Raw genomic sequence first — 22848 nt, forward strand, 5'->3', positions numbered from 1 at the left:
GCCCTCTACCGGGGCCACGCCCGCATTCCACGAGTCCTACCCGGAGTCTTTTCTCTCATGGCAACCCACGAACTCGCCAGCGTTGCGCTGGACGACAAATACACGGCCACCGAAGGCCGGATCTACCTGAGCGGCATCCAGGCGCTGGTGCGCCTCATGCTCGTGCAGAAATGGCGCGACCAGCAGGCCGGCCTGAACACCGCGGGCTTCGTCTCGGGCTACCGCGGCTCGCCGCTCGGCGGCCTGGACGAAGCGCTGTGGAAAGCCCAGCCCCAACTCGAAGCCAATGCCGTCAAATTCTTGCCCGGCGTGAACGAGGAGCTGGCCGCCACCGCCGTGTGGGGCACGCAGCAGGTGCACCTGACCGGCGAGAGCGCGGTCGATGGCGTGTTCGCCATGTGGTACGGCAAGGCGCCCGGCGTGGACCGCTGCGGCGACGTGTTCAAGCACATGAGCCACGCGGGCACCTCGCCCAAGGGCGGCATCCTGCTGGTGGCGGGCGACGACCACGGCGCGTCGTCGTCCACCCTGCCCAACCAGAGCGACCACCTGTTCGCCGCCTCGATGATCCCCATGCTCTACCCGCAGAGCGTGGAGGAATACATCGAGCTGGGCCTGCACGGCTTTGCGATGTCGCGCTTTGCCGGCCTGCCGGTGGGCTTCAAGGCGCTGGCCGACACGGTGGAGTCGTCGGGCTCGATTGCCGCCGGCGCGCTTGACGTGCACACGCGGCTGCCGAAGGACTTCGTGTTCCCGCCCGGAGGTGTGCATGCGCGGCTGTCGACCGACACGCTCGGCGTGCAGGCGCGCAAGCAGGAAGCGCTGATGCAGGACTACAAGATCTACGCCGCCATCGCCTACGCGCGCGAGAACCGCCTGAACCGCGTGACCATCGATTCGCCGCAGGCGCGGCTGGGCATCGTGGCCTCGGGCAAGTCGTACCGCGACGTGCTCGAAGCGCTGGAAGAACTGGGCATCGACGCCGACGAGGCCGCGCGCATCGGCATCCGCCTGTTCAAGGTGTCGATGCCCTGGCCGCTGGAGCCCGATTCGATCCGCGAGTTTGCCGACGGGCTCGAAGAAATCCTGGTGGTCGAAGAGAAGCGCCAGATCGTCGAGTACCAGCTCAAGGAGCACCTGTACAACTGGCGCGAGAACGTGCGCCCGCGCGTCATCGGCAAGTTCGACGAGCAGGGCGAATGGGGCGCGCACCCGCGCGGCCAGTGGCTGCTGCCGGCCACGGCCGACTTCTCGGTGGCGCAGATCGCGCGCGTCATCGCCGGGCGCGTGGCGCGCTTTCACACCAGCGACCGCATCCGCATGCGGCTGGCGATCCTCGACGCGAAAGACGTGGTGCTCGGCAAGGCCGTGGCCACGCCCTCGCGACCGGCCTGGTACTGCGCGGGCTGCCCGCACAACAGCTCGACCAAGGTGCCCGAGGGCAGCCTCGCGCTCGCGGGCATCGGCTGCCACGTGATGGCCACCGCCATCTACCCCGAGCACAACCGCACCACCACGCACATGGGCGGCGAAGGCGCGCCGTGGCTGGGACAGGCGTGGTTCTCCAAGCGCAAGCATGTGTTCGCGAACCTGGGCGACGGCACCTACTACCACTCGGGCTCGCTGGCCATTCGCGCGGCCGTGGCGGCGGGCGTGAACATCACCTACAAGATCCTCTACAACGACGCGGTCGCGATGACAGGCGGCCAGCCGGTCGACGGGCCGATCACCGTGCCGCGCATCGCGCACCAGGTGGCGGCCGAAGGCGTGAAGCGCATCGCGCTGGTGGCCGAAGACCCGACCCGCTGGGCCGACCGCAGCCTGCTGCCGCCCGACCGCGACGGCCTCTTTGCGCTGAGCGTGCACCACCGCGACGACATGGACGCGGTGCAGCGCGAGCTGCGCGGCTTCGAGGGCGTGTCGGTGCTGATCTACGACCAGGTGTGCGCGGCCGAGAAGCGCCGCCGCCGCAAGAAGGGCGAGTTTCCTCCCGCCGCGCGACGCGTGTTCATCAACGACGTGGTGTGCGAAGGCTGCGGCGACTGCGGCGAGCAGTCGAACTGCACCGCCCTGCTACCGAAGCCAACCGACCTGGGCCTGAAGCGCAGCGTGGACCAGAGCGCGTGCAACGCCGACGAATCGTGCATCAAGGGCTTCTGCCCGAGCTTCGTGACGGTCGAGGGCGTGAAGCCGCGCAAGCACGCCCCCGTGGCCGTGAAGGCCGCCGAAGAGCCCGCCCTGCCCGCGCCGGTGCCGCTCGCGCTCGAAGGCATGCACAACATCCTCATCACCGGCATCGGCGGCACGGGCGTGATCACCATCGGCGCGCTGATCGGCATGGCGGCGCACCTCGAGGGCAAGGGCGTGAGCGTGCTCGACATGACGGGCATGTCGCAGAAGAACGGCTCGGTCACGTCGCACGTGCGCATCGCGCGCGACGCGGCGCAGCTGAAGGCGCAGCGCATTCCCACCGGCGAGGCCGACCTGATCCTGGGCTGCGACATGCTCACGGCCGGCGCGCCCGACGCCATCGCGCGCATGCGGCCGGGCCGCACCTATGCGCTGGTCAACACCTTCGAGCAGCCGACGGGGCACTTCGCGCAGCAGCCCGACTGGCAGTTCCCGGCCGCGCAGGTGCGTGCGCTCATCGAGGAATCGGTCGAAGGCCGCGCCGACTTCATCGACGCCACGCAACTGGCCACGCGCCTCATGGGCGACGCCATCGCCGCCAACCTGTTCCTGCTGGGCTTTGCGTTCCAGAAGGGGTTCGTGCCGCTGTCGGCGCAGGCGCTCGACAAGGCCATCGAGATCAACGGCGTGGCCGTGAAGGCCAACCAGGCCGCGTTCCGCTGGGGCCGCAAGGCGGCGCTCGACCTCGCGGCCGTCACGCGCCAGGCGGCGCCGGCGCAGGTGGTGTCGCTGCAAAAGCCCCAGAGCTTCGAAGCGCTGGTGGCCGACCACACCGCGTTCCTCACGGCGTACCAGAACGCCGCCTACGCACGCAGCTACGCGGACCTCGTCGAACGCGTGCGCGACGCCGAACAGCGCACGCGCGGCAGCACGGTGCTGGCCAAGGCCGTGGCCTCGGGCCTCTTCAAGCTCATGGCCTACAAGGACGAGTACGAGGTGGCGCGCCTGTATGCCGATCCGCGCTTCATGGAGAAGCTCGGCGAGCAGTTCGAAGGCAAGCCGGTGCTGCGCTTTCACCTGGCACCGCCGGTGCTGGGCCGGCGCGATGCCGAAGGCCGCGCGGTCAAGACCAGCTTCGGCCCGTGGATGCTCGGCGCCTTCCGCGTGCTCGCCAAGCTGCGTGGCCTGCGCGGCACGGCGCTCGATCCGTTCGGCCGCACCGCCGAGCGCCGCATGGAGCGCCAGCTCGTGGCCGACTACCGCGCGATGGTCGAAGACCTGCTCGCGCGCTTCGAGCGCATCGACTTCGACACCGCCCTGTCGCTGGCGCGCCTGCCGGAGCAGATCCGCGGCTTCGGGCATGTGAAGGAAGAAAGCATCGTGTCGGCGCGCGTGCGGTGGGAGATGCTGCGCGGGCAGCTCGACAGCGCAGCGCCTGCGCGGGCGGTTCGACCGGAGCCGGTGGCCGCCTAGTCGATGGGGCGGCCGGCGCGGCCCGCTACAGCAGGCCTCTGGCAGAGGCCTTCAGCGTGGCGGCCGCGCGGGTCGAGCAACCGAGCTTGCGAAACACGCGTTCGACGTGCGTGCGCACCGTGCTCGCACTGATGCCCAGCGCACGCGCGACCTGCTTCGTGTTGTCGCCCTGGCTGATGCAACGCAGGACGTCCAGCTCGCGCTGGGACAGCGACGCGTCGTCCTGCGCGGGCACCACGGGCTTCGCAGGCGTGCCCGAGAGCGCGCAGGCGAGCAGCGCGCCGACGACCTCCGCGTCGAAACGGCCGGCCTCGGCGTCCGCCTGCATGCGATCGCGCGCCTGGTCGTCGGTCAGTTCGGGTCGCCACGGGCGGCGGGTGCGGTGCGACACCCACTGCTCGGCCGCCGCGACGACCTGCCCTTCGAGCGGCATCGACGCGCCGGAGCGGCCACGAAAATAACCGGAGCCATCGCGCCGCTCGAAGGCGAACGAGGCGATCTCTGCTTCTGCCGCAAGGCCGTCGATCTGCCCCGCTGCGCGGGACGTCCAGTACGGCACGAGCCGCAGGCGCTCCATCGACGCGGCCGGCAACGGCTCGGGCGCATTCCAGATGGCGTTGGGCACCGCGGCCCGCCCGATGCCGTGGATCAGGCCGGCCCTGTGGATGCGATGGCACATCGCTTCGCCCATGCCCAGCTGGGCGCCACAATCGCGCGCCAGCCGGGCCACGCGCCGCGAGTAGCCCGTCATCCACGGCAGCTTGAGGTCGCTCACGTCGCCGACGAGTTCCAGCCCGACACGCCGGCGCATCGACACCGGCGGATCGGCGGCATCGGTCCACGGCGCGGGCAACGCATCCAGCCGCGTCATCCAAGCCGCAGCGTGCGGTGCGCAGGCGTCGACCAGGAAACCGGGGTAGAGGCTGTCGGCGCGCCCCCGCGCGAGCGTGAGGGCTTCGTCGAGCCCGTAGAGGCGGCTGAAGATCTCGAGATCGCTCGCCAGGGCCACGACGTAGGTCGCCAGCGGCACGCCCTCGCCCTGCAGCAGGCCGGGGACGCCACTGCCGTCGTAGGCCTCGAAGACGGCGCGCAGTGCGGCTTCGGCCTCGGGCCCCAGGCCGAGCATGTTCGCGATGTCGCCGGCAATCTCGCAGTGGATCTGGGCCATCGCCACGACGGCCCCGGGAATGGACGCCTGGTGGGGCTGGCGCAGGCGCGGTTGCGCGGAGGCCAGAAGGGCTCGTCGGCCCAGCACGTCGTCTTCCAGGAAATCTGCGAACTCCTGCGCGTTCGCCGTGCAACCCGACCAGCGCAGCAGCGCCACGTGTTGCGCGACCTCGACCTGCGCCGCGTGGCAGCCGGCCTGTGTCGCGATCATGCCGGCCAGCCAGGCGGTGCGCAGCGAATGGTCGATGGGCTGGCCCATGCTCAGGTCGCCGATGAAGGCGAGCGCGCGGGCCGCGTCGAAAGCGGTGAGGGTGGTGTCTTCGGGCATGGGATCGCGGGGGCGAGTGCACAGCATCGCACAGCCGCCGGTTCGGCGCGTGTCGGTCATTCGACCGATACCGGGGTCCGGGGGAACGCAGAAGAATCGTTGCACCCGCCTCGTGCGAGGCGCGCCCCCTCCTCCTACCCACACCCCTTCATGCCCGACATCATCCACCCCCCTCTGCAGCCGGCCGCCTGGCTGCGCAAGCTCTACTTCACCCGTGCGGCCTTTTCCTTCGTGTGGGTCGCGCTGGCCTTCAGCGTCGCCAGGCAGTCACCGGTGCTGACGACGATCCTGCTGGTCGTCTATCCGGCGTGGGACGCGCTGGCGAACCTGGTGGACGCCCGGATGACGGGCGGCCCCCGGGCCAACCCCAGCCAGATGCTGAACACCTGGATCAGCGCGCTGGTCACCGTGGCCGTGGTGGCCTCGCTGGTGCTCGGGCTCCAGATCGGCCTGGCCATCTTCGGCGCCTGGGCCATCGTGTCGGGCCTGCTGCAGCTGGCGACGGCCGTTCGCCGCCGAAAGAGCCATCGGGGGCAGTGGGTGATGATGCTGAGCGGCGCGCAGTCTGCGCTGGCCGGCGGCCTCTTCGTCGCACGGCAAGGCACCGATGCCCCGGTCCTGCAGACGCTCGCGGGCTATGCGACGGTGGGCGCCGTGTACTTCCTGATCTCCGGCCTCGTGATCCTGCTTCGCAAGCCGCAGGAGCGGCCCGTGAACCCGCTCGCCGCCACGCCTACAGCATCTTCCACTTCTTGCGGTCGATGACGCGGCGGCGCGTGTCCATGTTCAGCTGCGACAGCTCGATGTTCACCTGGTCCTTCGTGATGTCGACCAGCCCCCAGTTGCATTGCAGCGCGCCGACGGTGACGGCCGTGCGCAGTGCGGCGCCGGAGGACGTGGCTTCGAACAGGCTCCAGGGGCCGGCCGGCCACGGCACGGCGAAGCGGTTCTCGTGCACGTCGCCGCTGAGGATGAGGATGCGGCGCTTCTCCGCGAGCTTGAGGATCGCGGCGTGCTCGGCCGCGCAATCCATCCAGGTCTCGCCGTGGCGGGCTTCGAAGGTGAGGCCGCTGGCGATCAGGTGCACGGTCTTCTCGTCCGAGTCTTCGATGGCCTTCTTCAGCTTGTTCATCTGCTTCTTGCCGAGTACGGCGTCCTCTCCGCCCTTGGTCTTGTAGCTGCGGCCGTCGGTGAGGTGCAGCATCACCGGGCCATCCGCGTCGCCGACATTGCTCAGCATGAGGGGCCGGTAACCGGGTTCGGGAACGCCGGAGGCCCAGGGATCGCCGGCCTTGGGAAAGGTCTTCGGATCGTTCGAATCCAGCGCCTTGCGGTATTCCTGGAACGCCGCGCGGGTCGGGTCCAGCAGGTGCCGGTAGGAAGGCTGTCCCTCGATCTGCGCACCGCAGGCGCCGTTCCACAGAAAGTCGTGGTCGTCCCAGATCGGATGGATCTGCAGGTCGGTCTTGCGCACCAGCTTGGCGAACTCCTTCTGGTTCAGCTGGTCGCGCAGCCGGCCGAAGGCGTGGATCGCGAAGTCGTTCGCGCCCATGGCCTTGATGGCGCCCATGCTGGAGCCGTCCGCGTCGTAGTAGGCCGAGTCACCCAGCAGCACCAGGTGCGTGGCGCCAGACGCGCCCACCTGGGTCCAGACAGGTTGTTCTTTGAAGGTCTGGGCGCTGAAGCAGGAAGTAAAGGCGATCTTCATCGGGAGGCTCCTCGTTGTGGGTGCGCGGATGCTAGGAGCCGCCCCGAAACGTCGCCTCCCCCATCCATGGGAGGCGCATGCCGCGGGCCGCAAGGGCTCAGCGCCCCTCGTCTTCCCAGTCGACCCACTCCACCGGATGGGTCTTGAGGTACCCGCTGACGGCGGCACCGACGGTCGGAAAGAACGCGGCTTCGCCCAGCCGCGCGAAGAGCCCGAAGCGCTTCAGCTTGTCCTTGACGGGGTCCTTCATCTCGGCAAAGCACAACTGGATGCCGGCGTCCCGCAAGCTGTCGACCAGCTCGGCCAGCATGTCGGCGGAGGTCACGTCCACGCTGGTGACGGGCTCCGCCGCGACGACCAGCCAGCGCACCGGCGCGGGCGACGACGCCATGGCCTCGCCCACCCGGTCGCGGAACAGCTCGGCATTGGCGAAGAACAACGGCGCATCCCAGCGAAACAGGACCAGGCCCGGAATGAGGCGCGCGTCGGGATAGCGCGTGATGTCGTGGTAGCCCTTGACGCCGTCGGCGCGGCCCAGCACCGCGGAATAGGGGCGCCAGGCATCCCACAGGAATTCGATGACCGCGATCACGATGGCCAGGCCGATGCCCTCGACAGCGCCCAGCACGACCACGCCGACCGTGCAGGCGATCGACAGCCAGAACTCCCAGCGCTGGATGCGGTAGATCCGCCGCAGGTCGGCAATCTCGATCAGGCCGATGGCCGATGCGATCACGACCGCGGCCAGTGCGCTGGTGGGCAGGTTCTTCAGCAGGTCCGGCGCCGCCACCAGCAGCAGGGCAACGGCCAGCGCGCCGACGACGCCGGTCAGCTGGGTCCTGGCGCCCGCGGCCTCGGCCACCGGGGTGCGCGACGAACTGCTGCTGACGGCAAAGCCCTGGAAAAATCCGGCCGCCAGGTTGGCGGCGCCCAGCGCCACCATCTCCTGGTTCGGGTCGACGTGGGTGCGGGTGCGCGCCGCATAGACACGGGAGAGCACGCTGGTGTCGGCGAACGAGACGAGCGCGACGGCGCAACCGCCGATCAGCACGGGGCCGATGTCGGCGGCCGTGATCCACGGGATGCCGAATGCCGGCAGGCCTTGCGGGAGGGCACCGAGCACCGGCACCCCCTCGCGCGTCGCCAGGCCCAGCACGCCGACGGCCACGGTCGCGCCCACCACGGCGATCAGGATGCCCGGCACACGCCGGCGGCCCTTGAGCAGCAGGATGACCGCCAGGGTGCCCGCGCCGACCATGAGCGTGGTCGCGTGGGTCTTGCCTTCCATCACCGACACGGCGATGGCCTTCAGGGTCGCCAGCGGTGCGTCGCCCTCGACCGAAAAACCCAGCAGCCTGGGCAGCTGGCTGATCAGCACGGTCAACGCGATGCCGTTCATGTAGCCGTAGCGGATCGGCTTGGAAAGAAGCTCGGTGACGAAGCCCAGGCGCGCAACGCCCGCGAGGATGCACACCGCGCCCGACACGATCGCCATCAGGCCCGCCAGGGCGATGGCGCGCTGCGGGTCGCCGCCCGACAGCGGAAGGACGACGGCCAGGATGAGGGCCGCCAGCGAGGAGTCCGGGCCCAGCACCAGGATTCGGCTGGGGCCGAACACGGCGTACGCGAGCAACGCCACGATGGTCGCGTAGAGGCCGTGGATGCCGGGGACGCCCGACGCCTGTGCGTAGGCGATGCCGACGGGCACCAGCATCGTGGTCAGCACCAGCCCGGCCACGATGTCGTGCCGCAGCCAGGCCAGCTCGTACCCGCGCAGCGTGCGCAGCACCGGCAGCCAGCGGCGCCATCCGGCCGCATCGGCGGACTTCGCCCGCGGCGCACTGCGGCCGGGTTCGGAAAGAGGAGGGGGAGGTTCCAGGTCGTTCATGCGCCGCGGGCCACAGGGTGGACGGACAGTGCAGAGGCGCGCCAGGAAAGGCAAGGGGGAAGACACGGGTGCCGGCGCGGGCCGCGCGCTCCTCCCCGCCCCTGCGCCCCGGGCGCCTGCGAAACACGCACTTGACCGGCTGCGCCCGCGCCCGAAATTCGCTAGGCTGTGGTGGCGCGCGATGCCATCGAGCGCGGAGACAACGCGATGAGCCAAGGCACATCTCTTCGTCTGCATGTACCGGAGCCCACCGGGCGGCCGGGGCACGAGACCGATTTCTCCTACCTGCACCTGTCGCGTGCCGGCGAGGTGCGAAAACCCCCGGTCGACGCATCGCCGGCCGACACCAGCGACCTGGCCTACACGCTGGTGCGCGTGCTCGACGACGAAGGCCGCGCCGTCGGCCCGTGGGCGCCGCCGGCCGACCCCGAGCTGCTGCGCCGCGGCCTGCGCGCGATGATGAAGACACGCGCCTTCGACGCCCGCATGCTGATCGCGCAGCGGCAGAAGAAGATTTCCTTCTACATGCAGTGCCTGGGCGAAGAGGCCATCGCCACCGGCCACGCGCTGGTGCTGCAGCAGGGCGACATGTGCTTTCCCACCTACCGCCAGCAGGGGCTGCTGCTGGCGCGCGACGACGTGACGCTGCTGGAGCTGACCTGCGAGCTGATGTCCAACGAGCGCGACCCGCTCAAGGGGCGGCAGCTGCCGGTGTGCTATTCGATGAAGCGGGCCGGCTTCTTCTCGATCTCGGGCAACCTGGCCACGCAGTTCATCCAGGCGGTGGGCTGGGGCATGGCCTCGGCAATCAAGGGCGACACGCGCATCGCCTCGGGCTGGATCGGCGACGGCGCCACCGCCGAGTCCGACTTCCACACGGCGCTGACCTTCGCGCACGTCTACCGCGCGCCGGTGATCCTGAACGTGGTCAACAACCAGTGGGCGATCTCGACCTTCCAGGCCATCGCCGGCGGCGAGGCCACCACCTTCGCGGCGCGCGGCGTGGGCTGCGGCATCGCGTCGCTGCGCGTCGACGGCAACGACTTCCTCGCGGTGCTGGCGGCCTCGCGCTGGGCGGCCCAGCGCGCCCGCAGCAACCTGGGGCCGACGCTGATCGAGTGGGTCACCTACCGCGCCGGCGCGCATTCGACCTCGGACGACCCGTCGCGCTACCGCCCGGCCGACGACTGGGCGCATTTCCCGCTGGGCGATCCGATCGCGCGCCTGGCGCAGCACCTGACGGCGATCGGCGCCTGGTCGCAACAGGAGCACGCGCAGACGCAGGCCGACATGCAGGCACAGGTGAACGCCGCGGTGAAGGAGGCCGAGCGCTTCGGCTCCATGGCCGACGGCCATGTCGCGGGCGACGCTGCCCTGTTCGAGGACGTCTACAAGGACATGCCCGAGCACCTGAAGCGCCAGCGCGAACAGCTGGCGTCCGAGGGGTGACGGCCATGGCCTCGATGACCATGATCCAGGCCCTGCGCTCCGCCATGGACGTGATGCTCGAGCGCGACGACAACGTGATCGTCTACGGCCAGGACGTGGGCTACTTCGGCGGCGTGTTCCGCTGCACCGAAGGCCTGCAGGCCAAGTACGGACGCTCGCGCGTGTTCGATGCGCCGATCAACGAGGGCGGCATCGTCGGCTCGGCCATCGGCATGGGCGCGTACGGCCTGCGTCCGGTGGTGGAGGTGCAGTTCGCCGACTACGTCTATCCGGCCTACGACCAGATCGTGTCGGAGGCGGCGCGCCTGCGCTACCGCTCGGCGGGCGATTTCACCGCGCCGATCACCATCCGCATGCCCTGCGGCGGCGGCATCTACGGCGGCCAGACCCACAGCCAGAGCCCGGAGGCGCTGTTCACACACGTCTGCGGGCTGCGCACGGTGATGCCCTCCAATCCGCGCGATGCCAAGGGCCTCCTGATCGCCTCGATCGAGAACGACGACCCGGTCATCTTCCTGGAGCCCAAGCGGCTGTACAACGGCCCCTTCGACGGCCACCACGACCGGCCGCTGGTGCCCTGGTCGGCCCATCCGCTGGGCGAGGTGCCCGAGGGCTACTACACGGTGCCGCTGGAATCGGCCACGGTGTTCCGCCCCGGCGCCGACCTGACGGTGATCAGCTACGGCACCATGGTCTTCGTCTGCGAAGCGGCCGCGCGCGAGACCGGCATCGACGCCGAGATCATCGACCTGCGCAGCCTGTGGCCGCTGGACCTGCAGACGCTGGTCGCCTCGGTGAAGAAGACCGGCCGCTGCGTGATCGTGCACGAGGCCACGCGCACCAGCGGCTTCGGCGCCGAGCTGACGGCGCTGGTGCAGGAGCATTGCTTCCACCACCTGGAAGCGCCGATCGGGCGCGTGGCCGGCTGGGACACGCCCTATCCGCACGCGCAGGAGTGGGCCTACTTCCCCGGTCCGGCGCGCGTCGGCGCGGCCTTGCGCCGCGCCATGGAGAACTGAATGGGCACGCTCACGATCAAGGTGCCGGACCTGGGCGAAGGCATCGCCGAGGTGGAACTGGTGGCGTGGCGCGTGCAGCCCGGCGACACGGTGGCCGAAGACCAGGTGCTGGCCGACGTGATGACCGACAAGGCCACCGTCGAGATTCCCTCGCCGGTCGCGGGCCGGGTGGTCGCGCTCGGCGGCGAGGTGGGGCAGCAGATCGCGGTGGGCGCGGAGTTGATCCGGATCGATGTGGCGGACGGCGGGGAGGCGCGGGAGAAGGCGCCGGTCGTATCGGCGGCAGCGCCTGCAGCGGTGCCTGCACCGGCACCGGCCGAACGCGCGCGCCCCTCGGGCGACAAGCCGCTGGCCTCACCCGCGGTGCGCCACCGGGCGGCGGTCCTCGGCATCGATCTGCGGCAGGTGCCGGGCAGCAGCGCGGACGGCCGCATCCTGCACGAGGACCTCGACGCCTGGCTGCTGCGCCGGCCCGGTCCGCCGGCACCGGATGCGGCGCGCTACGCCGAGCGCCACGACGAGGAGGCCGTGCCCGTGACCGGCGTGCGCCGCCGCATCGCGCAGCGCATGCAGGACGCGATGCGCCGCATTCCGCACTTCACCTACGTCGAGGAGGTCGACGTGACCGAGCTGGAGCTGCTGCGCGCCCGCATCAACGAACGCTGGGGCGGCGAGCGGGCGCACCTGACGCTGCTGCCGCTGCTGGTGCGCGCGGTGGTGCTGGCGGTGCCGCGCTTCCCGCAGATCAACGCCCGCTTCGACGACGAGGCGGGCGTGCTCACGCGCCACGGCGCGGTGCACGTCGGCATCGCCACCCAGACGGCGGCCGGCCTCATGGTGCCGGTGCTGCGCCACGCGGAAGCGCGCGACCTCTGGTCGAGCGCGACCGAGATCGCCCGCCTGGCCGACGCCGCGCGCGCGGGCCGGGCCACGCGCGACGAGCTGAGCGGCTCGACCCTCACCGTCACCAGCTTGGGCGCGCTGGGCGGCATCGCCTCCACGCCGATCATCAACGCGCCCGAGGTGGCGATCGTCGGCGTCAACCGCATCGTGCAGCGCCCGGTGATGCTGGGTAGCGCGGTGGTCGCGCGCCGCATGATGAACCTGTCCTCCTCCTTCGACCACCGCGTGGTCGACGGCCAGCTGGCGGCCGAATTCGTGCAGGCCGTGCGGGCGTCGCTCGAATGCCCGGCGCTGCTTTTTGTCGAGTAGCTGCCCCGCACAGACCTCACCGCCCGGGCGCGCGGCGGGGGTACCCCGTCGACCGGAACGCCCCGGGAATACCCTCTGAACCCCCTGCAATCTTCTTGCCTACAGTTCTTGTATGCAAGAAAAAGCGATCCTTGCATGCAAAACCTCGACACGACAACGACAGGAGATTCCCATGCCTCGCTTTGCCAAATCGCTCTTCGGACAGGTGGTCATCGCACTGGTGATCGGCGTGCTCGTCGGCCTCTTTGCGCCCGAGTTCGCCGCCAAGCTCAAGCCGCTGGGTGACGGCTTCATCAAGCTGATCAAGATGATCATTCCCGTGCTGGTGTTCTGCGTGGTGGTGCATGGCATCGCCGGCGCGGGCGACCTCAAGCGCGTGGGCCGGGTCGGCGTGAAGGCGCTGATCTACTTCGAGGTGCTGACCACCATCGCGCTGGCGATGGGCCTGGTGCTGGCCTTCGTGTTCGAGCCGGGCGTGGGCATGAACGTCGACCCCAAGGCGCTGGACGCCAGCGCCATGAGCGCCTACGCCTCCAACGCCGACAAGCTCACGAGCGGCGGCACGGTCGAGTTCCTGATGAAGCTCATTCCCACCACGGTGGTGGCCGCCTTCGCCACGGGCGACGTGCTGCAGGTGCTGCTGTTCGCGGTGCTGTTCGGCTGCGCGCTCTCCCTGCTGGGCGATCGCGGTGCGCCGGTGGCGGCGGTGGTCGATGCGCTCTCGCTGGTGCTGTTCAAGATCATGGGCATCATCATCAAGCTGGCGCCGCTGGGCGTGCTGGGCGCCATCGCCTTCACGGTCGGCAAGTACGGCATCGGCTCGCTCAAGCAGCTGGGCATGCTGGTCGCCCTCTTCTACGGCGCGGTGCTGGTCTTCGTGTTCGTGGTGCTGGGGCTGGTGATGCGCATGTCGGGCTTCAGCCTCTGGAAGCTGCTGCGCTACCTGCGCGAAGAGCTGGCCATCGTGTTCGCCACCACCTCGTCGGACAGCGTGCTGCCGCAGATCATGGCCAAGCTGCGCCGCATGGGCATCCGCGATTCGACGGTGGGCCTGGTGATTCCCACGGGCTACTCGTTCAACCTGGACGCGTTCTCGATCTACATCACGCTGGCGGCCGTGTTCATTGCACAGGCCACCAACACGCCGATCTCGATGGCCGACCTGCTGACCATCCTGGCGATCGCGCTGGTCACCTCCAAGGGCGCGCACGGCGTGCCGGGCTCGGCCATCGTGGTGCTGGCCGCCACGCTGCATGCGATTCCGGCGATTCCCGCCATCGGCCTGGTGCTGGTGCTGTCGGTCGACTGGTTCATGGGCATCGCCCGCGCGCTGGGCAACCTGATCGGCAACTGCGTGGCCACCGTGGCGATCGCCGCGTGGGAAGGCGACATCGACCGCGAACGTGCCCATGCCGTGCTCGACGGCACCTATTCGCCCGACGACGAGCCGCTGGCCGAGGCGCCCGTGGTAAACACCGGCACCGCCGCTTCCACCGCTCACTGAAAAAAATGCCCGCCGACGTCAGCCCCACCGCCATCGCCGAACGCGTCGTCGAGGCCATCCTCGCGCAGAAGCTCGCGCCCGGCGACCGGCTCGGCGAGCAGGCGCTGGCCGAGAACTTCTCGGTCAGCCGCACCATGGTGCGCGAGGCGCTGATGCAGCTGCAGGCGCGCGGTTTCGTCGAGGTGCAGTCGCGCCGCGGCTGGTACGTGGTGGAGCCCTCGGCCGAAGAAGCGCGCGACGCCTTCTCGGCACGCCGCATCGTCGAGGCCGGCATCCTGGCCGCCAGCGAAGGCCGGCCGCTGGGCCAGGTGATCCGCAAGCTGCGCGATCACATCGCCGACGAGCAGCGCGCCATCGAAGGCGCCGACGCCGCCACGCGCGCCTTCCTGCTGGCCGACTTCCATGTCTGCCTGGCCGAGCAGATGGGCCACCAGTTATTGGTCGACGTGCTGCGCGACCTCACGGCGCGCACCACGCTGGCCGCCACGCTCTACCAATCGAAGCACGAGGCCGGACAGTCGTGCGCGGAGCACGGCGCCATCGTCGCGGCGCTCGAGGCCGGCAACATCGAGCAGGCGCGCCAGCTCATGCTCGACCACATCGGCAATGTCGAACGGGCGCTGGAAGTCGACGCCACCGCCGAGCCCGACGCGCCGAGCCGGCTGCGCGCCACGCTCGCGCCGGTGGCGCTGCCGCGTGCCGCCAGGCGTTGAAGCTGTGCATTTGTGCCGCCATCAGCTATCGATTGCATAGCTGACACCCGCCGCCGGCCCTGCGCCTGCGGCGTTTTTCTTGGGCAACCCTGTTGCGCCGCACAAGGGCGCGCCGACTGACACAGCGGCGGGTTCCGGCTCGGCTACAGTCCGAGACACTTATGAACTCTCCCCAACTCCAGCGCGGCGTCTTCCTCGCCCTGCTTGCCGCCGTCACCGTCGCCTTTCTGTGGGTGCTGATGCCGTTCTTCGGCGCGGTGCTCTGGGGGGTGGCGCTGGCGATTCTGTTCACGCCGCTCTTCAAGTGGCTGCTCAAGAAGATGCCCGGCCGGCGCAACGTGGCCGCGCTGTCCACATTGGCGATCTGCCTCTTTATCGTGATCCTGCCGCTGGCGATGGTGGGCGTGTCGCTGGTGCAGGAGATCGCGCTGATCACGCAGAGCATCCGCTCGGGCCAGATCAACTTCGCGGCCTACTTCCAGCAGATCCTGAACGCCACGCCGCAATGGCTGCTGAACATCGTGGAGCGCTTCAACCTGGGCGACATGGCGGCCTGGCAGGCGCGCGTCTCGGCCATCGCGGGCCAGGCCAGCCAGCTCATCGCCAGCCAGGCGCTGGCCATCGGGCAGAACACCTTCGACTTCGTGGTGAGCTTCTTCGTGATGCTGTACCTGCTGTACTTCCTGGTGCGCGACGGCACGTCGCTGTCCAAGACCATGCGCGACGCGCTGCCGCTGGCCAAGCCGCACACGCACTACCTGCTGAACAAGTTCACCACCGTGATCCGCGCCACCGTGAAGGGCAACGTGGCCGTGGCCATCGCGCAGGGCACCATCGGCGGGCTGGCCTTCTGGTTCCTGGGCGTGCAGGGCGCGCTGCTGTGGGCGGTGCTGATGGCCTTCCTGTCGCTGCTGCCGGCCGTGGGCGCGGCGCTGATCTGGGGCCCCGTGGCCATCTACTACCTGGCCACCGGGCACTTCTGGCAGGGCGGCGTGCTGATCTTCATCGGCGTGTTCGTGATCGGCCTGGTCGACAACATCCTGCGCCCCGTGCTGGTGGGCAAGGACACGCAGATGCCCGACTACATCGTGCTGATGTCCACCATCGGCGGCATGGCGATCTTCGGCATCAACGGCTTCGTGATCGGGCCGGTGATCGCGGCGCTGTTCATGGCGGCCTGGAGCCTCTTTGCGGACTCGGGCCATGTGGGCACGGGGCACGCGGTCGAAGAGGCCGCGCAGGCCCCGAAGGACGGGCAGGACAAGGCCTGACACCGGTCGCGGCCCTTCCCGGGCCGCGGCGTTCGCTCCCTCTGCGCGCATTTCGCGCACGCATTCGCGCATTCCGTCGCATGACGCTGGGCACCGCCCAGCGACTGCGGGATCGTCGGGCCCTCCACCCACCACGAGGCCTGCCATGCACCTTCCCGCTTTCCTCTCCCGCCCCGCCGCGCGCGGCCTGCTCGCCGCTGCCGCGCTCGCCCCGCTCGGCGCCCTGGCCGCCGACCTGAACCTGCGCATCGCCGACGGCCCGGCCGCCGGCGCCACGCTCTACGTCGCGCTGTACAACGACGCCGCCAGCTACGCCGAGAGCAAGGCCCTCGCTTCGCAGACCGCGCCGATGCGCGAAGGCAAGGCTCGCTTCGTCTTCACCGACCTGGCGCCGGGCCGCTACGCGCTGCGCGTGTTCGCCGACGAGAACGGCAACGGCAAGCTCGACACCAACCTGGTGGGCATGCCGATCGAACGCTACGGCTTCTCGAACGACGCCAAGGGCAACCGCGGCGCGCCCGACTTCGAGGCCGCGGCGCTGCGCATCGACGCCGACGCCCAAGCCGTCATCCACCTGCGCTGAGGAGACACGGCCATGGAACGACGCGAACTCCTGCGCCTGCTGGCCACAGCCGGCGCCCTGCCCCTGCTCGCCCCGCTGGCGCGTGCCGCCGGCACCACCGACGACTGGCAAGCCCAGTTCGAAGCCGCCGACGCGCCCTGGAAGATCGGCTTCGCCACGCCCCCCGGCGACCTGCCCCTGACCCGCGCCACCGTGCGCGGGCGCTTTCCCGACGCCGTCGCCGGCACGCTGTTTCGCATCGGACCGGCCGGCCACGACCTGGGCGGCGAGCGCTACCACCACTGGTTCGACGGCGACGGCATGGTGCATCGCTTCGTCATCGAAGGCGCCGACGTGCGCCACCAGGGCCGCTACGTCGCCACGCCCAAGCGCCTGGCCGAGGTGAAGGCCGGCCGCCACCTCACCGAAGCCTTCGGCACCATGCCGCCGGGCGTGGAGCCGCCCACCTCGGCCGACGCCATCAACGTCGCCAACACCAGCGTGCTGCCGATGCAGGGCGAGGTGCTGGCGCTGTGGGAAGGCGGCTCGGCCACGCGCATCGATGCGCGCACGCTCGACACGCTGGGCGTGAAGACCTGGCGCGCCGACCTCGCGGGCATGCCCTTCTCGGCCCACCCCAAGGTCGACCCGGACGGCACGGTGTGGAACTTCGGCGTGAGCTCGGGCCAGAGCCTGCTGGCGCTGTACGAGATCGCACCCGGCGGCGCGCTGCGCCGCGCGGCCGTGGTGCCGGTGCCCGAGCTGCCGATGGTCCACGACTTCGCCGTGACCGCGCGGCACCTCGTGTTCCTCATGCCGCCACTGGTGTACGACAGCAAGCGCAAGGAGGCCGGCGCGAGCTTTCTCGACGCCCACGTCTGGCGGCCCGAGCTCGGCATGCGCGCGCTGGTGGTCGACAAGCAGGACTGGGACAAGCGCCAGCTGCTGGAGCTGCCGGCCGGCTTCCTGTTCCACGTCGGCAATGCGTGGGAAGAAGACACGCCGCGCGGTGCGCGCATCCACATCGACTACGTGCGCACGCAGAACGCCGAGTCGGTGTTCACCAGCAACCGCGAGGTGATGCGCGCACGCCGTGTGCGCCGCAACGAGCCGCGCCTGACCGTCGCCACGCTCGACCTGGGCACTGGCAAGGCCACGCAGCGCGAACTGCCGTTGGAGGCCGAGTTCCCGCGCATCGACCCGCGCCGCGTCGGCCTGCGCCACCGCCAGGTGGTGCACGCCACGCAGACGCGCGCCGACGTGCCCGGCTTCGGCGCCGTCGCGCGTACCGACATCGAGAGCGGACGCAGCCAACGCTTCAGCTACGGCGCGCAGGCCATCGTGGAAGAGCACGTCTTCGTGCCCGACGGCGCCAAGCCGGGCTGGGTGCTGGGCACGGCGCTGGACTTCGGCCGGCAGCGCACGGTGCTGTCGTGCTTCGCCGCCGACCACCTGGCCGCCGGGCCGGTGGCGCAGGCGACGCTGCCTTACGCGCTGCCGCTGGGGTTGCACGGCGCCTTCGTGAAGGCCTGAACCCCCGACCGCTGCGGGCCACGCGCACGCGGGGCCTGCAGCGGTCACGCGTTCAGGCGGCCTTTGCGATCGGGATCGTCATGCCCCAGTGCACCTCCGCCTCGCCGTGCCTGGCCAGCAGCTGCATCAGGTGCTTGCGGATCAGCATGCCCGGGCGGTCGGACTCCATCGAGTACTCCACGCCGCGCCGGCGCGTGTCGACCAGCGCGTCGGGGTCGGTCGACTCGAGGATGTCCTTGTCCTCGCGCGTGATCTCCTCGTCGAAGTCGATCAGCATCTGCGCCGCGCAATCGGCCTCGGTGTCGTTGCGGAACAGCCATTGGCACAGCTGCATGCGCCCGTCGTCGATGGGCGTGAAGCAGTTGATGATGATGTGGCGGATGCCGCTCGGGTACTCGATGTCGAGGCGGCGCGAAAACGGCAGGAAGTAGGCGTTGCGCATGTGGCGCGTGGTGATCGCGTCGGTCACGCCGCTGATCGCGTGGAACTTCGCCGGGTTGGTCGCTTCGATCACCGTCTCGGCATGGAAGCCCGACTCGTTTTCCACCAGCTCGTACTTGCTCGGCTTCGGGCTCGCGGCCACGCCGAAGGTGGCACGGTGCACGAAGCTGAAGTGCGAGTTGTCGAAGGAATTTTCGAGCGCACGCATCGGGCTGGTCTGCCACTCCTCGTAGAACTGGAAGATGGTGCGGTAGCCCGGGTCGTCGAACTCGGGAATGGCCGGGATGTCGGCAATGGGCTCCTCCAGCGCCACCCAGGCGTAGCCGTAGCGCGCGGTGCAGTGGTAGGCCGTGGTCTTGTACTCGGGCGAAATCTTGCGGTCGGGCTCGTACTGCGGAATGCGCACCACCTGGCCGCTGCGGTCGTAGGTCCAGCCGTGGTAGCCGCACTGGATCGCGCCCTGCCCGCAGGCCTTGCCTTCGCCGTCCACGCACCAGCCCTTCGAAAGCTTCGCGGTGCGGTGGCAGCAGCGGTCGCGCAGCGCGGCCGGCTGGCCGTCGGCGTCGAGGAACAGAACGATGTCTTCGCCCAGCAGCCGGAAGGGCTTGGGGCCGTGGGCCAGTTCGGTGAGCGGCATGACGGCATGCCAGAACTTGCGGAAGACGGGTTGTCGGGTGACGAGCATGGGCGAACTCCTTCGTTGTTGCGTGTAGGGACGAACGTGAAAGAGCAATTTCCTGCTTCGTCGGCATGCCCGATGAAAGGCATGCGCGAGGCTGAACGCTTCTACTCTGCGCCGATCGACTTGCAATTAGCGCGCCCGGATTGTGGCGCGCCCTTGTCGCGCGTCCAAGCCCCTTGCCGCCATGCCCGAGCGCCGCACCCTGGCATGCCTCATGCAAGACAGCGAGCAAGAGTAGAAGCGTTCAGCAGCGCACGCACCAACCCCGTGCGCCCGCCCGAAAATTGCTCTTGAGGCGCCTCCCGCCCGCGGTGGGAGGCATCCGTCAAGACCACCGACTCCGAGGCCCCACCATGCAACGCCGATCCTTCCTTGCCGCCGCTGCCGCCACCCTCGCCGCCCCTGCCGTGTTCGCGCAGGGCGGCAAGCTCACACCGCTGAAGTTCACGCTCGACTTCCGCATCAACGGCCAGACCGCGCCCTTCTTCCTGGCGCAGGCCAAAGGCTACTACCGCGACGAGGGGCTGGACGTGACGATCGACACCGGCGCCGGCTCGGTCGCGTCGATCACCCGCATCGCCAGCGGCGTGTACCAGCTGGGCCTGGGCGACATCAGCTCGCTGGTCGAGTTCAACGCACAGAACCCGGGCACGCCGGTGGTGCAGGCCGTGTACCAGTACTACAACCGTGCACCGTTCGTGATCATCGGGCGCAAGGACCGCGGCGTGACGACCGACTTCAAGAGCCTCACCGGCAAGAAGGTGGCGGCCGCCGCCGTCGAGTCCACGCGCCGCGCCTGGCCGATGGTGGCGCGCAAACAGGGCATGCGCGGCGACGCCTTCCAGTGGCAGACCACCGACTTCAGCGCGCGCGACAACGTGATGGTGCGCGGCGACGTCGATGCCGCCACCTACTTCCACGACTCGGCCGTCTCGCTCTTCGCGCGCATGAAGGCCGACGAGCTCTCGGTGCTCAAGTACGCGGACGCGGGCGTCAACCTGTACGGCAACGCGATCCTGGCGAGCAGCAACCTCATCGCGCAGAACCCGAAGGTGGTGGCGGCTTTCTTGCGCGCGACCAACCGCGCCATCGTCGAGACCTTTGCCAACCCCGTGCCGAGCATCGCGGCCATGCGCCAGCGCGAACCGATCCTGGACGAGAAGGTCGAACTCGAACGCTGGGGCCTCACGGCGCAGTACGTGGGCGCGGCGGACACGCGCGGCCACGGGCTGGGCGACATCCGCAAGCTCACGCTCGAACAGCAGGTCGACGAGGTGGCCGACACCTTCGGCCTGAAGACGCGGCCCTCGGCCGACGCCCTCTTCAACGGCGCGATGCTGCCTGCGCGCAGCGAGCGCCTTCTTCCCGCACCCAAGGCATGAACCTTCCTGACAACGCCATCCCCACCCTCCCCGAAGAAACCACGCTCGACGAGCGCGACGGCCGCTACCTGCGCAAGGCCATCGTGTGGTCGCATGCCGCGCGCCGGCGCGGCAACCGGCCCTTCGGCTCGGTCATCGTCTCGGCCGCCGGCGAGGTGCTGGCCGAGGCCGCGAACAGCAACGCCGAAACCGGCGACTGCACCGCGCACGCCGAGGTGAACGCGCTGCGCGCGCTGGCCGGTCGCGGCCTCACGCGCGAAGAACTGGCGGGCGCCACGCTCTATGCCTCGGGCGAACCCTGCGTGATGTGCGCGGGCGCGATCTTCTGGTCGAACATCGGCCGCGTGGTCTTCGGCATCGACGCGCAGCGGCTGCGCGTGTTCCGCGGCGAGCGGCAGGACCAGCGCGACGCGGAGTTGTCGTGCCGCGACGTGTTCCGCGCCTCGCCGCATCCGATCAAGTGCATCGGGCCTGCGCTCATCGATGAAGCTGCGGCCGCGCACGACGGCGCCTGGAAGACCTGAGCCGGCGCACTAGACTCCCCGCATGCCCTGGCACGCCCGTCTCCACCTCGCCTACCAAAAAGAAGCCGACCGCAGCGTCGCCCGTTTCCGCCACGACGGCCCGCTGCGCATCCTGCAGAGCCTCTACCCCGAGGGCGATGCGGTGTGCCACAACGTGCTGGTGCATCCGCCCGGCGGCCTCGTGGGCGGCGACACGCTCGACATCGACATCGAGGCCGCCGACGGCAGCCACGGCCTGATCACCACGCCCGGCGCTTCGCGCTTCTACCGCTCCGAAGGCGAGACCGCACTGCAGCGCACGCGCATCCGGCTCGCACCGGGCGCGCGGCTCGAATGGCTGCCGCTCGAAGCCATCTGCTACAGCGGCTGCGAGGCCGAGAACCGGCTCACGCTCGAGGTCGCACCGGGTGCCGAGATGATCGGCTGGGACGTGTGCGCACTCGGCCTGCCCAACGCCAACCAGCCCTTCGAACGCGGCACCTACCTGCAGCACATCGAGGCGCCCGGCGTGTGGCTGGAACGCGGGCGCATCGATGCGAGTGATCACCGCCTGCTGCAAAGCCCGCTGGGCCTGGGCGGCCACCGCTGCCTCGCCTCGCTGTTCGTCGTGGCCGGCTCGCCGATGGCCAAGGCACGGCGCGAAGCCCTGCTGGCGCAGGCGCGCGGGCTGCTCGAAGCGCACGAACTGCACGAGAGCGCGGGCGCGACCAGCCCGCATGCGGAAGTGGTGGTGCTGCGTGTGCTCGCGCCGGTGGTCGAGCCTGCGATGCAGCTGCTGCGACAGGTCTGGCAGGCGTGGCGCAGCGAGCTGTGGCAACTGCCGGCGGCCACGCCGCGCATCTGGGCGACCTGAGGAGCAGGCGGCAATCGCCGCTACTTTCGTGTCTTCAGGCGGTAGGTGCCGTTGAACGGATACGGGGACGAACCGTTCTGCCCCACCGCCTGCACGTCGACCGTCAGCGTCTTGCCCGAGAAAACGAGCGCGCCCGTGAGGCGCGGCCTGCGCTCCTTCTCGTAGTGCTCCCGCAGTCGGAGGTCGACAGGGTGCGTGGAAGGCGCCTTCTTCTGCGCCGCCTTGTCGAATTCGCTCACCTCGTACACCGAGGCGTTGGCTGCGTCGATGCGCCCTTCGATCGACGGCACCCGGATGCGGGATTCGAGTTCGTAGCTGCGGTGGAAGATCAGCGACACAGGGTCATGCACCATCAGGCCCCGGGTGGCGTAGAGCGTGACCTCGTAGCCGTCGGCGGTCCGGGTGACGGTCGCGTCGGGCTTGTTGCCTGTTGCCGTGCACCCGGCAAGCGCGAGCGCGGACAGCATCCAGGACACGGTGCGCATGCGTCGGTTCGCAGAAGAAGGAGTGGGCATGCAACGGCGCGCTCGTGAAGGAGCGCCGAGTATGGCCGCACCGCACCCGCCATCAACCGCAGGCGATCTTTCCGGACGGCGCGCTGCGCAGCCTGTTGAGAAACGCCAGCTGCACCCTGGCCGTTTCACTGCCTTGCCCGGCGGCGCGCAGCATCCACGTGCGCGCTTCGCAGCGGTCGGCCTTCACGGCCGATCCGTACAGCGTGGGCCCCGTCAACAGCACCATGCCCAGCATCTCCTGCGCCTCGGGATGGCCTTCGGTGGCGGCCTGGCGCAGTTGCTCGAGCATCGTGCGGTAGTCGCGTGCGGCCTGCGCTTCGAGGGCGAGCTGGTAGCGCTGCTCGGTCTGCAGGTCGGTGTTCACGTCGAAAGGCTTCGCTGCAGCGATGGCGGCGACCAGGCACAGCGCGCCTGACAGAAAGATGCGCCAGCGCAGCGACCAACTGGCGATCTGGTTGAGTTCGGATGACATCGGTTATTTCTCCACGGGTTGC

At 69.8% G+C, this 22848-nt stretch carries 19 protein-coding genes; 13 read left to right on the forward strand and 6 right to left on the reverse strand.

The genetic code is table 11. The features are described 5' to 3' along the window. The first annotated feature begins 57 nt into the window (after positions 1-57). A complete protein-coding gene (locus AC3WQR_RS10235; protein WP_492741941.1) occupies positions 58-3603 on the forward strand; it encodes an indolepyruvate ferredoxin oxidoreductase family protein in 3546 nt (1181 codons plus the stop codon). Positions 3604-3628: 25 nt separating this feature from the next. Here the strand turns inward: AC3WQR_RS10235 and AC3WQR_RS10240 are convergent, their stop codons facing one another. Continuing rightward, a complete protein-coding gene (locus AC3WQR_RS10240; RefSeq protein WP_492741942.1) occupies positions 3629-5098 on the reverse strand; it encodes an HD domain-containing phosphohydrolase in 1470 nt (489 codons plus the stop codon). Between the two features lie 150 nt (positions 5099-5248). On the opposite strand from AC3WQR_RS10240, the gene AC3WQR_RS10245 reads away from it, so the two are divergent. After that, on the forward strand, positions 5249-5863 hold the full coding sequence (locus AC3WQR_RS10245; RefSeq protein ID WP_492741943.1) for a DUF308 domain-containing protein: 615 nt from the start codon (positions 5249-5251) through the stop codon (positions 5861-5863). Here the strand turns inward: AC3WQR_RS10245 and AC3WQR_RS10250 are convergent. Beyond that, entirely contained in the window at positions 5832-6806 is a 975-nt protein-coding gene (locus AC3WQR_RS10250) for a metallophosphoesterase family protein (RefSeq protein ID WP_492694358.1), read from the reverse strand. The genes AC3WQR_RS10245 and AC3WQR_RS10250 overlap by 32 nt on opposite strands. A 97-nt stretch (positions 6807-6903) precedes the next feature. Beyond that, entirely contained in the window at positions 6904-8694 is a 1791-nt protein-coding gene (locus AC3WQR_RS10255; protein ID WP_492741944.1) for a SulP family inorganic anion transporter, read from the reverse strand. A 207-nt stretch (positions 8695-8901) separates the two neighbouring features. Between AC3WQR_RS10255 and AC3WQR_RS10260 the strand changes: the two genes are divergently transcribed. The 8 genes from AC3WQR_RS10260 (at position 8902) to AC3WQR_RS10295 (ending at position 17957) form a co-directional block, all read left to right on the forward strand. Further along, complete coding sequence (locus AC3WQR_RS10260; protein ID WP_492741945.1) at positions 8902-10143, forward strand: 3-methyl-2-oxobutanoate dehydrogenase (2-methylpropanoyl-transferring) subunit alpha; 1242 nt, start codon at positions 8902-8904, stop codon at positions 10141-10143. Between the two features lie 5 nt (positions 10144-10148). After that, the gene (locus tag AC3WQR_RS10265) at positions 10149-11162 is read left to right on the forward strand and encodes an alpha-ketoacid dehydrogenase subunit beta (RefSeq protein WP_062472230.1); all 1014 of its coding nucleotides are present in this window, start codon (positions 10149-10151) and stop codon (positions 11160-11162) included. Continuing rightward, the gene (locus AC3WQR_RS10270) at positions 11163-12374 is read left to right on the forward strand and encodes a dihydrolipoamide acetyltransferase family protein (protein WP_492741946.1); all 1212 of its coding nucleotides are present in this window, start codon (positions 11163-11165) and stop codon (positions 12372-12374) included. 172 nt (positions 12375-12546) lie between these two features. After that, positions 12547-13878: a C4-dicarboxylate transporter DctA gene (locus AC3WQR_RS10275; RefSeq protein ID WP_062472092.1), complete on the forward strand. Its 1332-nt coding sequence runs from the start codon at positions 12547-12549 to the stop codon at positions 13876-13878. A 5-nt stretch (positions 13879-13883) separates the two neighbouring features. Beyond that, on the forward strand, positions 13884-14591 hold the full coding sequence (locus AC3WQR_RS10280; protein ID WP_062472095.1) for a GntR family transcriptional regulator: 708 nt from the start codon (positions 13884-13886) through the stop codon (positions 14589-14591). 161 nt (positions 14592-14752) lie between these two features. Beyond that, positions 14753-15862, forward strand: coding sequence for an AI-2E family transporter (locus tag AC3WQR_RS10285; RefSeq protein WP_492741947.1), 1110 nt, complete (start codon positions 14753-14755; stop codon positions 15860-15862). A 145-nt stretch (positions 15863-16007) separates the two neighbouring features. Further along, on the forward strand, positions 16008-16445 hold the full coding sequence (locus AC3WQR_RS10290) for a DUF2141 domain-containing protein (protein WP_492741948.1): 438 nt from the start codon (positions 16008-16010) through the stop codon (positions 16443-16445). Between the two features lie 12 nt (positions 16446-16457). Continuing rightward, positions 16458-17957 (forward strand): carotenoid oxygenase family protein, encoded by a 1500-nt coding sequence (locus AC3WQR_RS10295; RefSeq protein ID WP_492741950.1) that lies wholly within the window; start codon positions 16458-16460, stop codon positions 17955-17957. 52 nt (positions 17958-18009) lie between these two features. Here AC3WQR_RS10295 and AC3WQR_RS10300 read toward each other — a convergent pair whose 3' ends face one another. Continuing rightward, positions 18010-19083 carry an aromatic ring-hydroxylating dioxygenase subunit alpha gene (locus AC3WQR_RS10300; RefSeq protein WP_492741951.1) on the reverse strand — a complete coding sequence of 358 codons (1074 nt, stop codon included), beginning with the start codon at positions 19081-19083 and terminating at the stop codon, positions 18010-18012. Between the two features lie 350 nt (positions 19084-19433). Between AC3WQR_RS10300 and AC3WQR_RS10305 the strand changes: the two genes are divergently transcribed. The 3 genes from AC3WQR_RS10305 to AC3WQR_RS10315 are packed head-to-tail and all read left to right on the forward strand — an operon-like array spanning position 19434 to position 21839. Then, on the forward strand, positions 19434-20462 hold the full coding sequence (locus AC3WQR_RS10305) for an ABC transporter substrate-binding protein (RefSeq protein ID WP_492741952.1): 1029 nt from the start codon (positions 19434-19436) through the stop codon (positions 20460-20462). Continuing rightward, positions 20459-20986, forward strand: coding sequence for a nucleoside deaminase (locus AC3WQR_RS10310; protein ID WP_492741953.1), 528 nt, complete (start codon positions 20459-20461; stop codon positions 20984-20986). Before AC3WQR_RS10305 ends, AC3WQR_RS10310 begins: the two co-directional genes overlap by 4 nt. 22 nt (positions 20987-21008) lie before the next feature. Continuing rightward, entirely contained in the window at positions 21009-21839 is an 831-nt protein-coding gene (locus AC3WQR_RS10315; RefSeq protein ID WP_492741954.1) for an urease accessory protein UreD, read from the forward strand. A 20-nt stretch (positions 21840-21859) separates the two neighbouring features. Here AC3WQR_RS10315 and AC3WQR_RS10320 read toward each other — a convergent pair whose 3' ends face one another. Together AC3WQR_RS10320 and AC3WQR_RS10325 are read right to left on the reverse strand one after the other, a co-directional pair. After that, positions 21860-22324, reverse strand: a complete 465-nt coding sequence (locus AC3WQR_RS10320; RefSeq protein ID WP_492741955.1) for a hypothetical protein — start codon at positions 22322-22324, stop codon at positions 21860-21862. Between the two features lie 82 nt (positions 22325-22406). Continuing rightward, positions 22407-22826, reverse strand: coding sequence for a sel1 repeat family protein (locus tag AC3WQR_RS10325; protein ID WP_492741956.1), 420 nt, complete (start codon positions 22824-22826; stop codon positions 22407-22409). Between the last annotated feature and the right edge of the window lie 22 nt (positions 22827-22848).

Source organism: Variovorax sp. FW305-3-2-15-B-LB1, assembly GCF_058787635.1.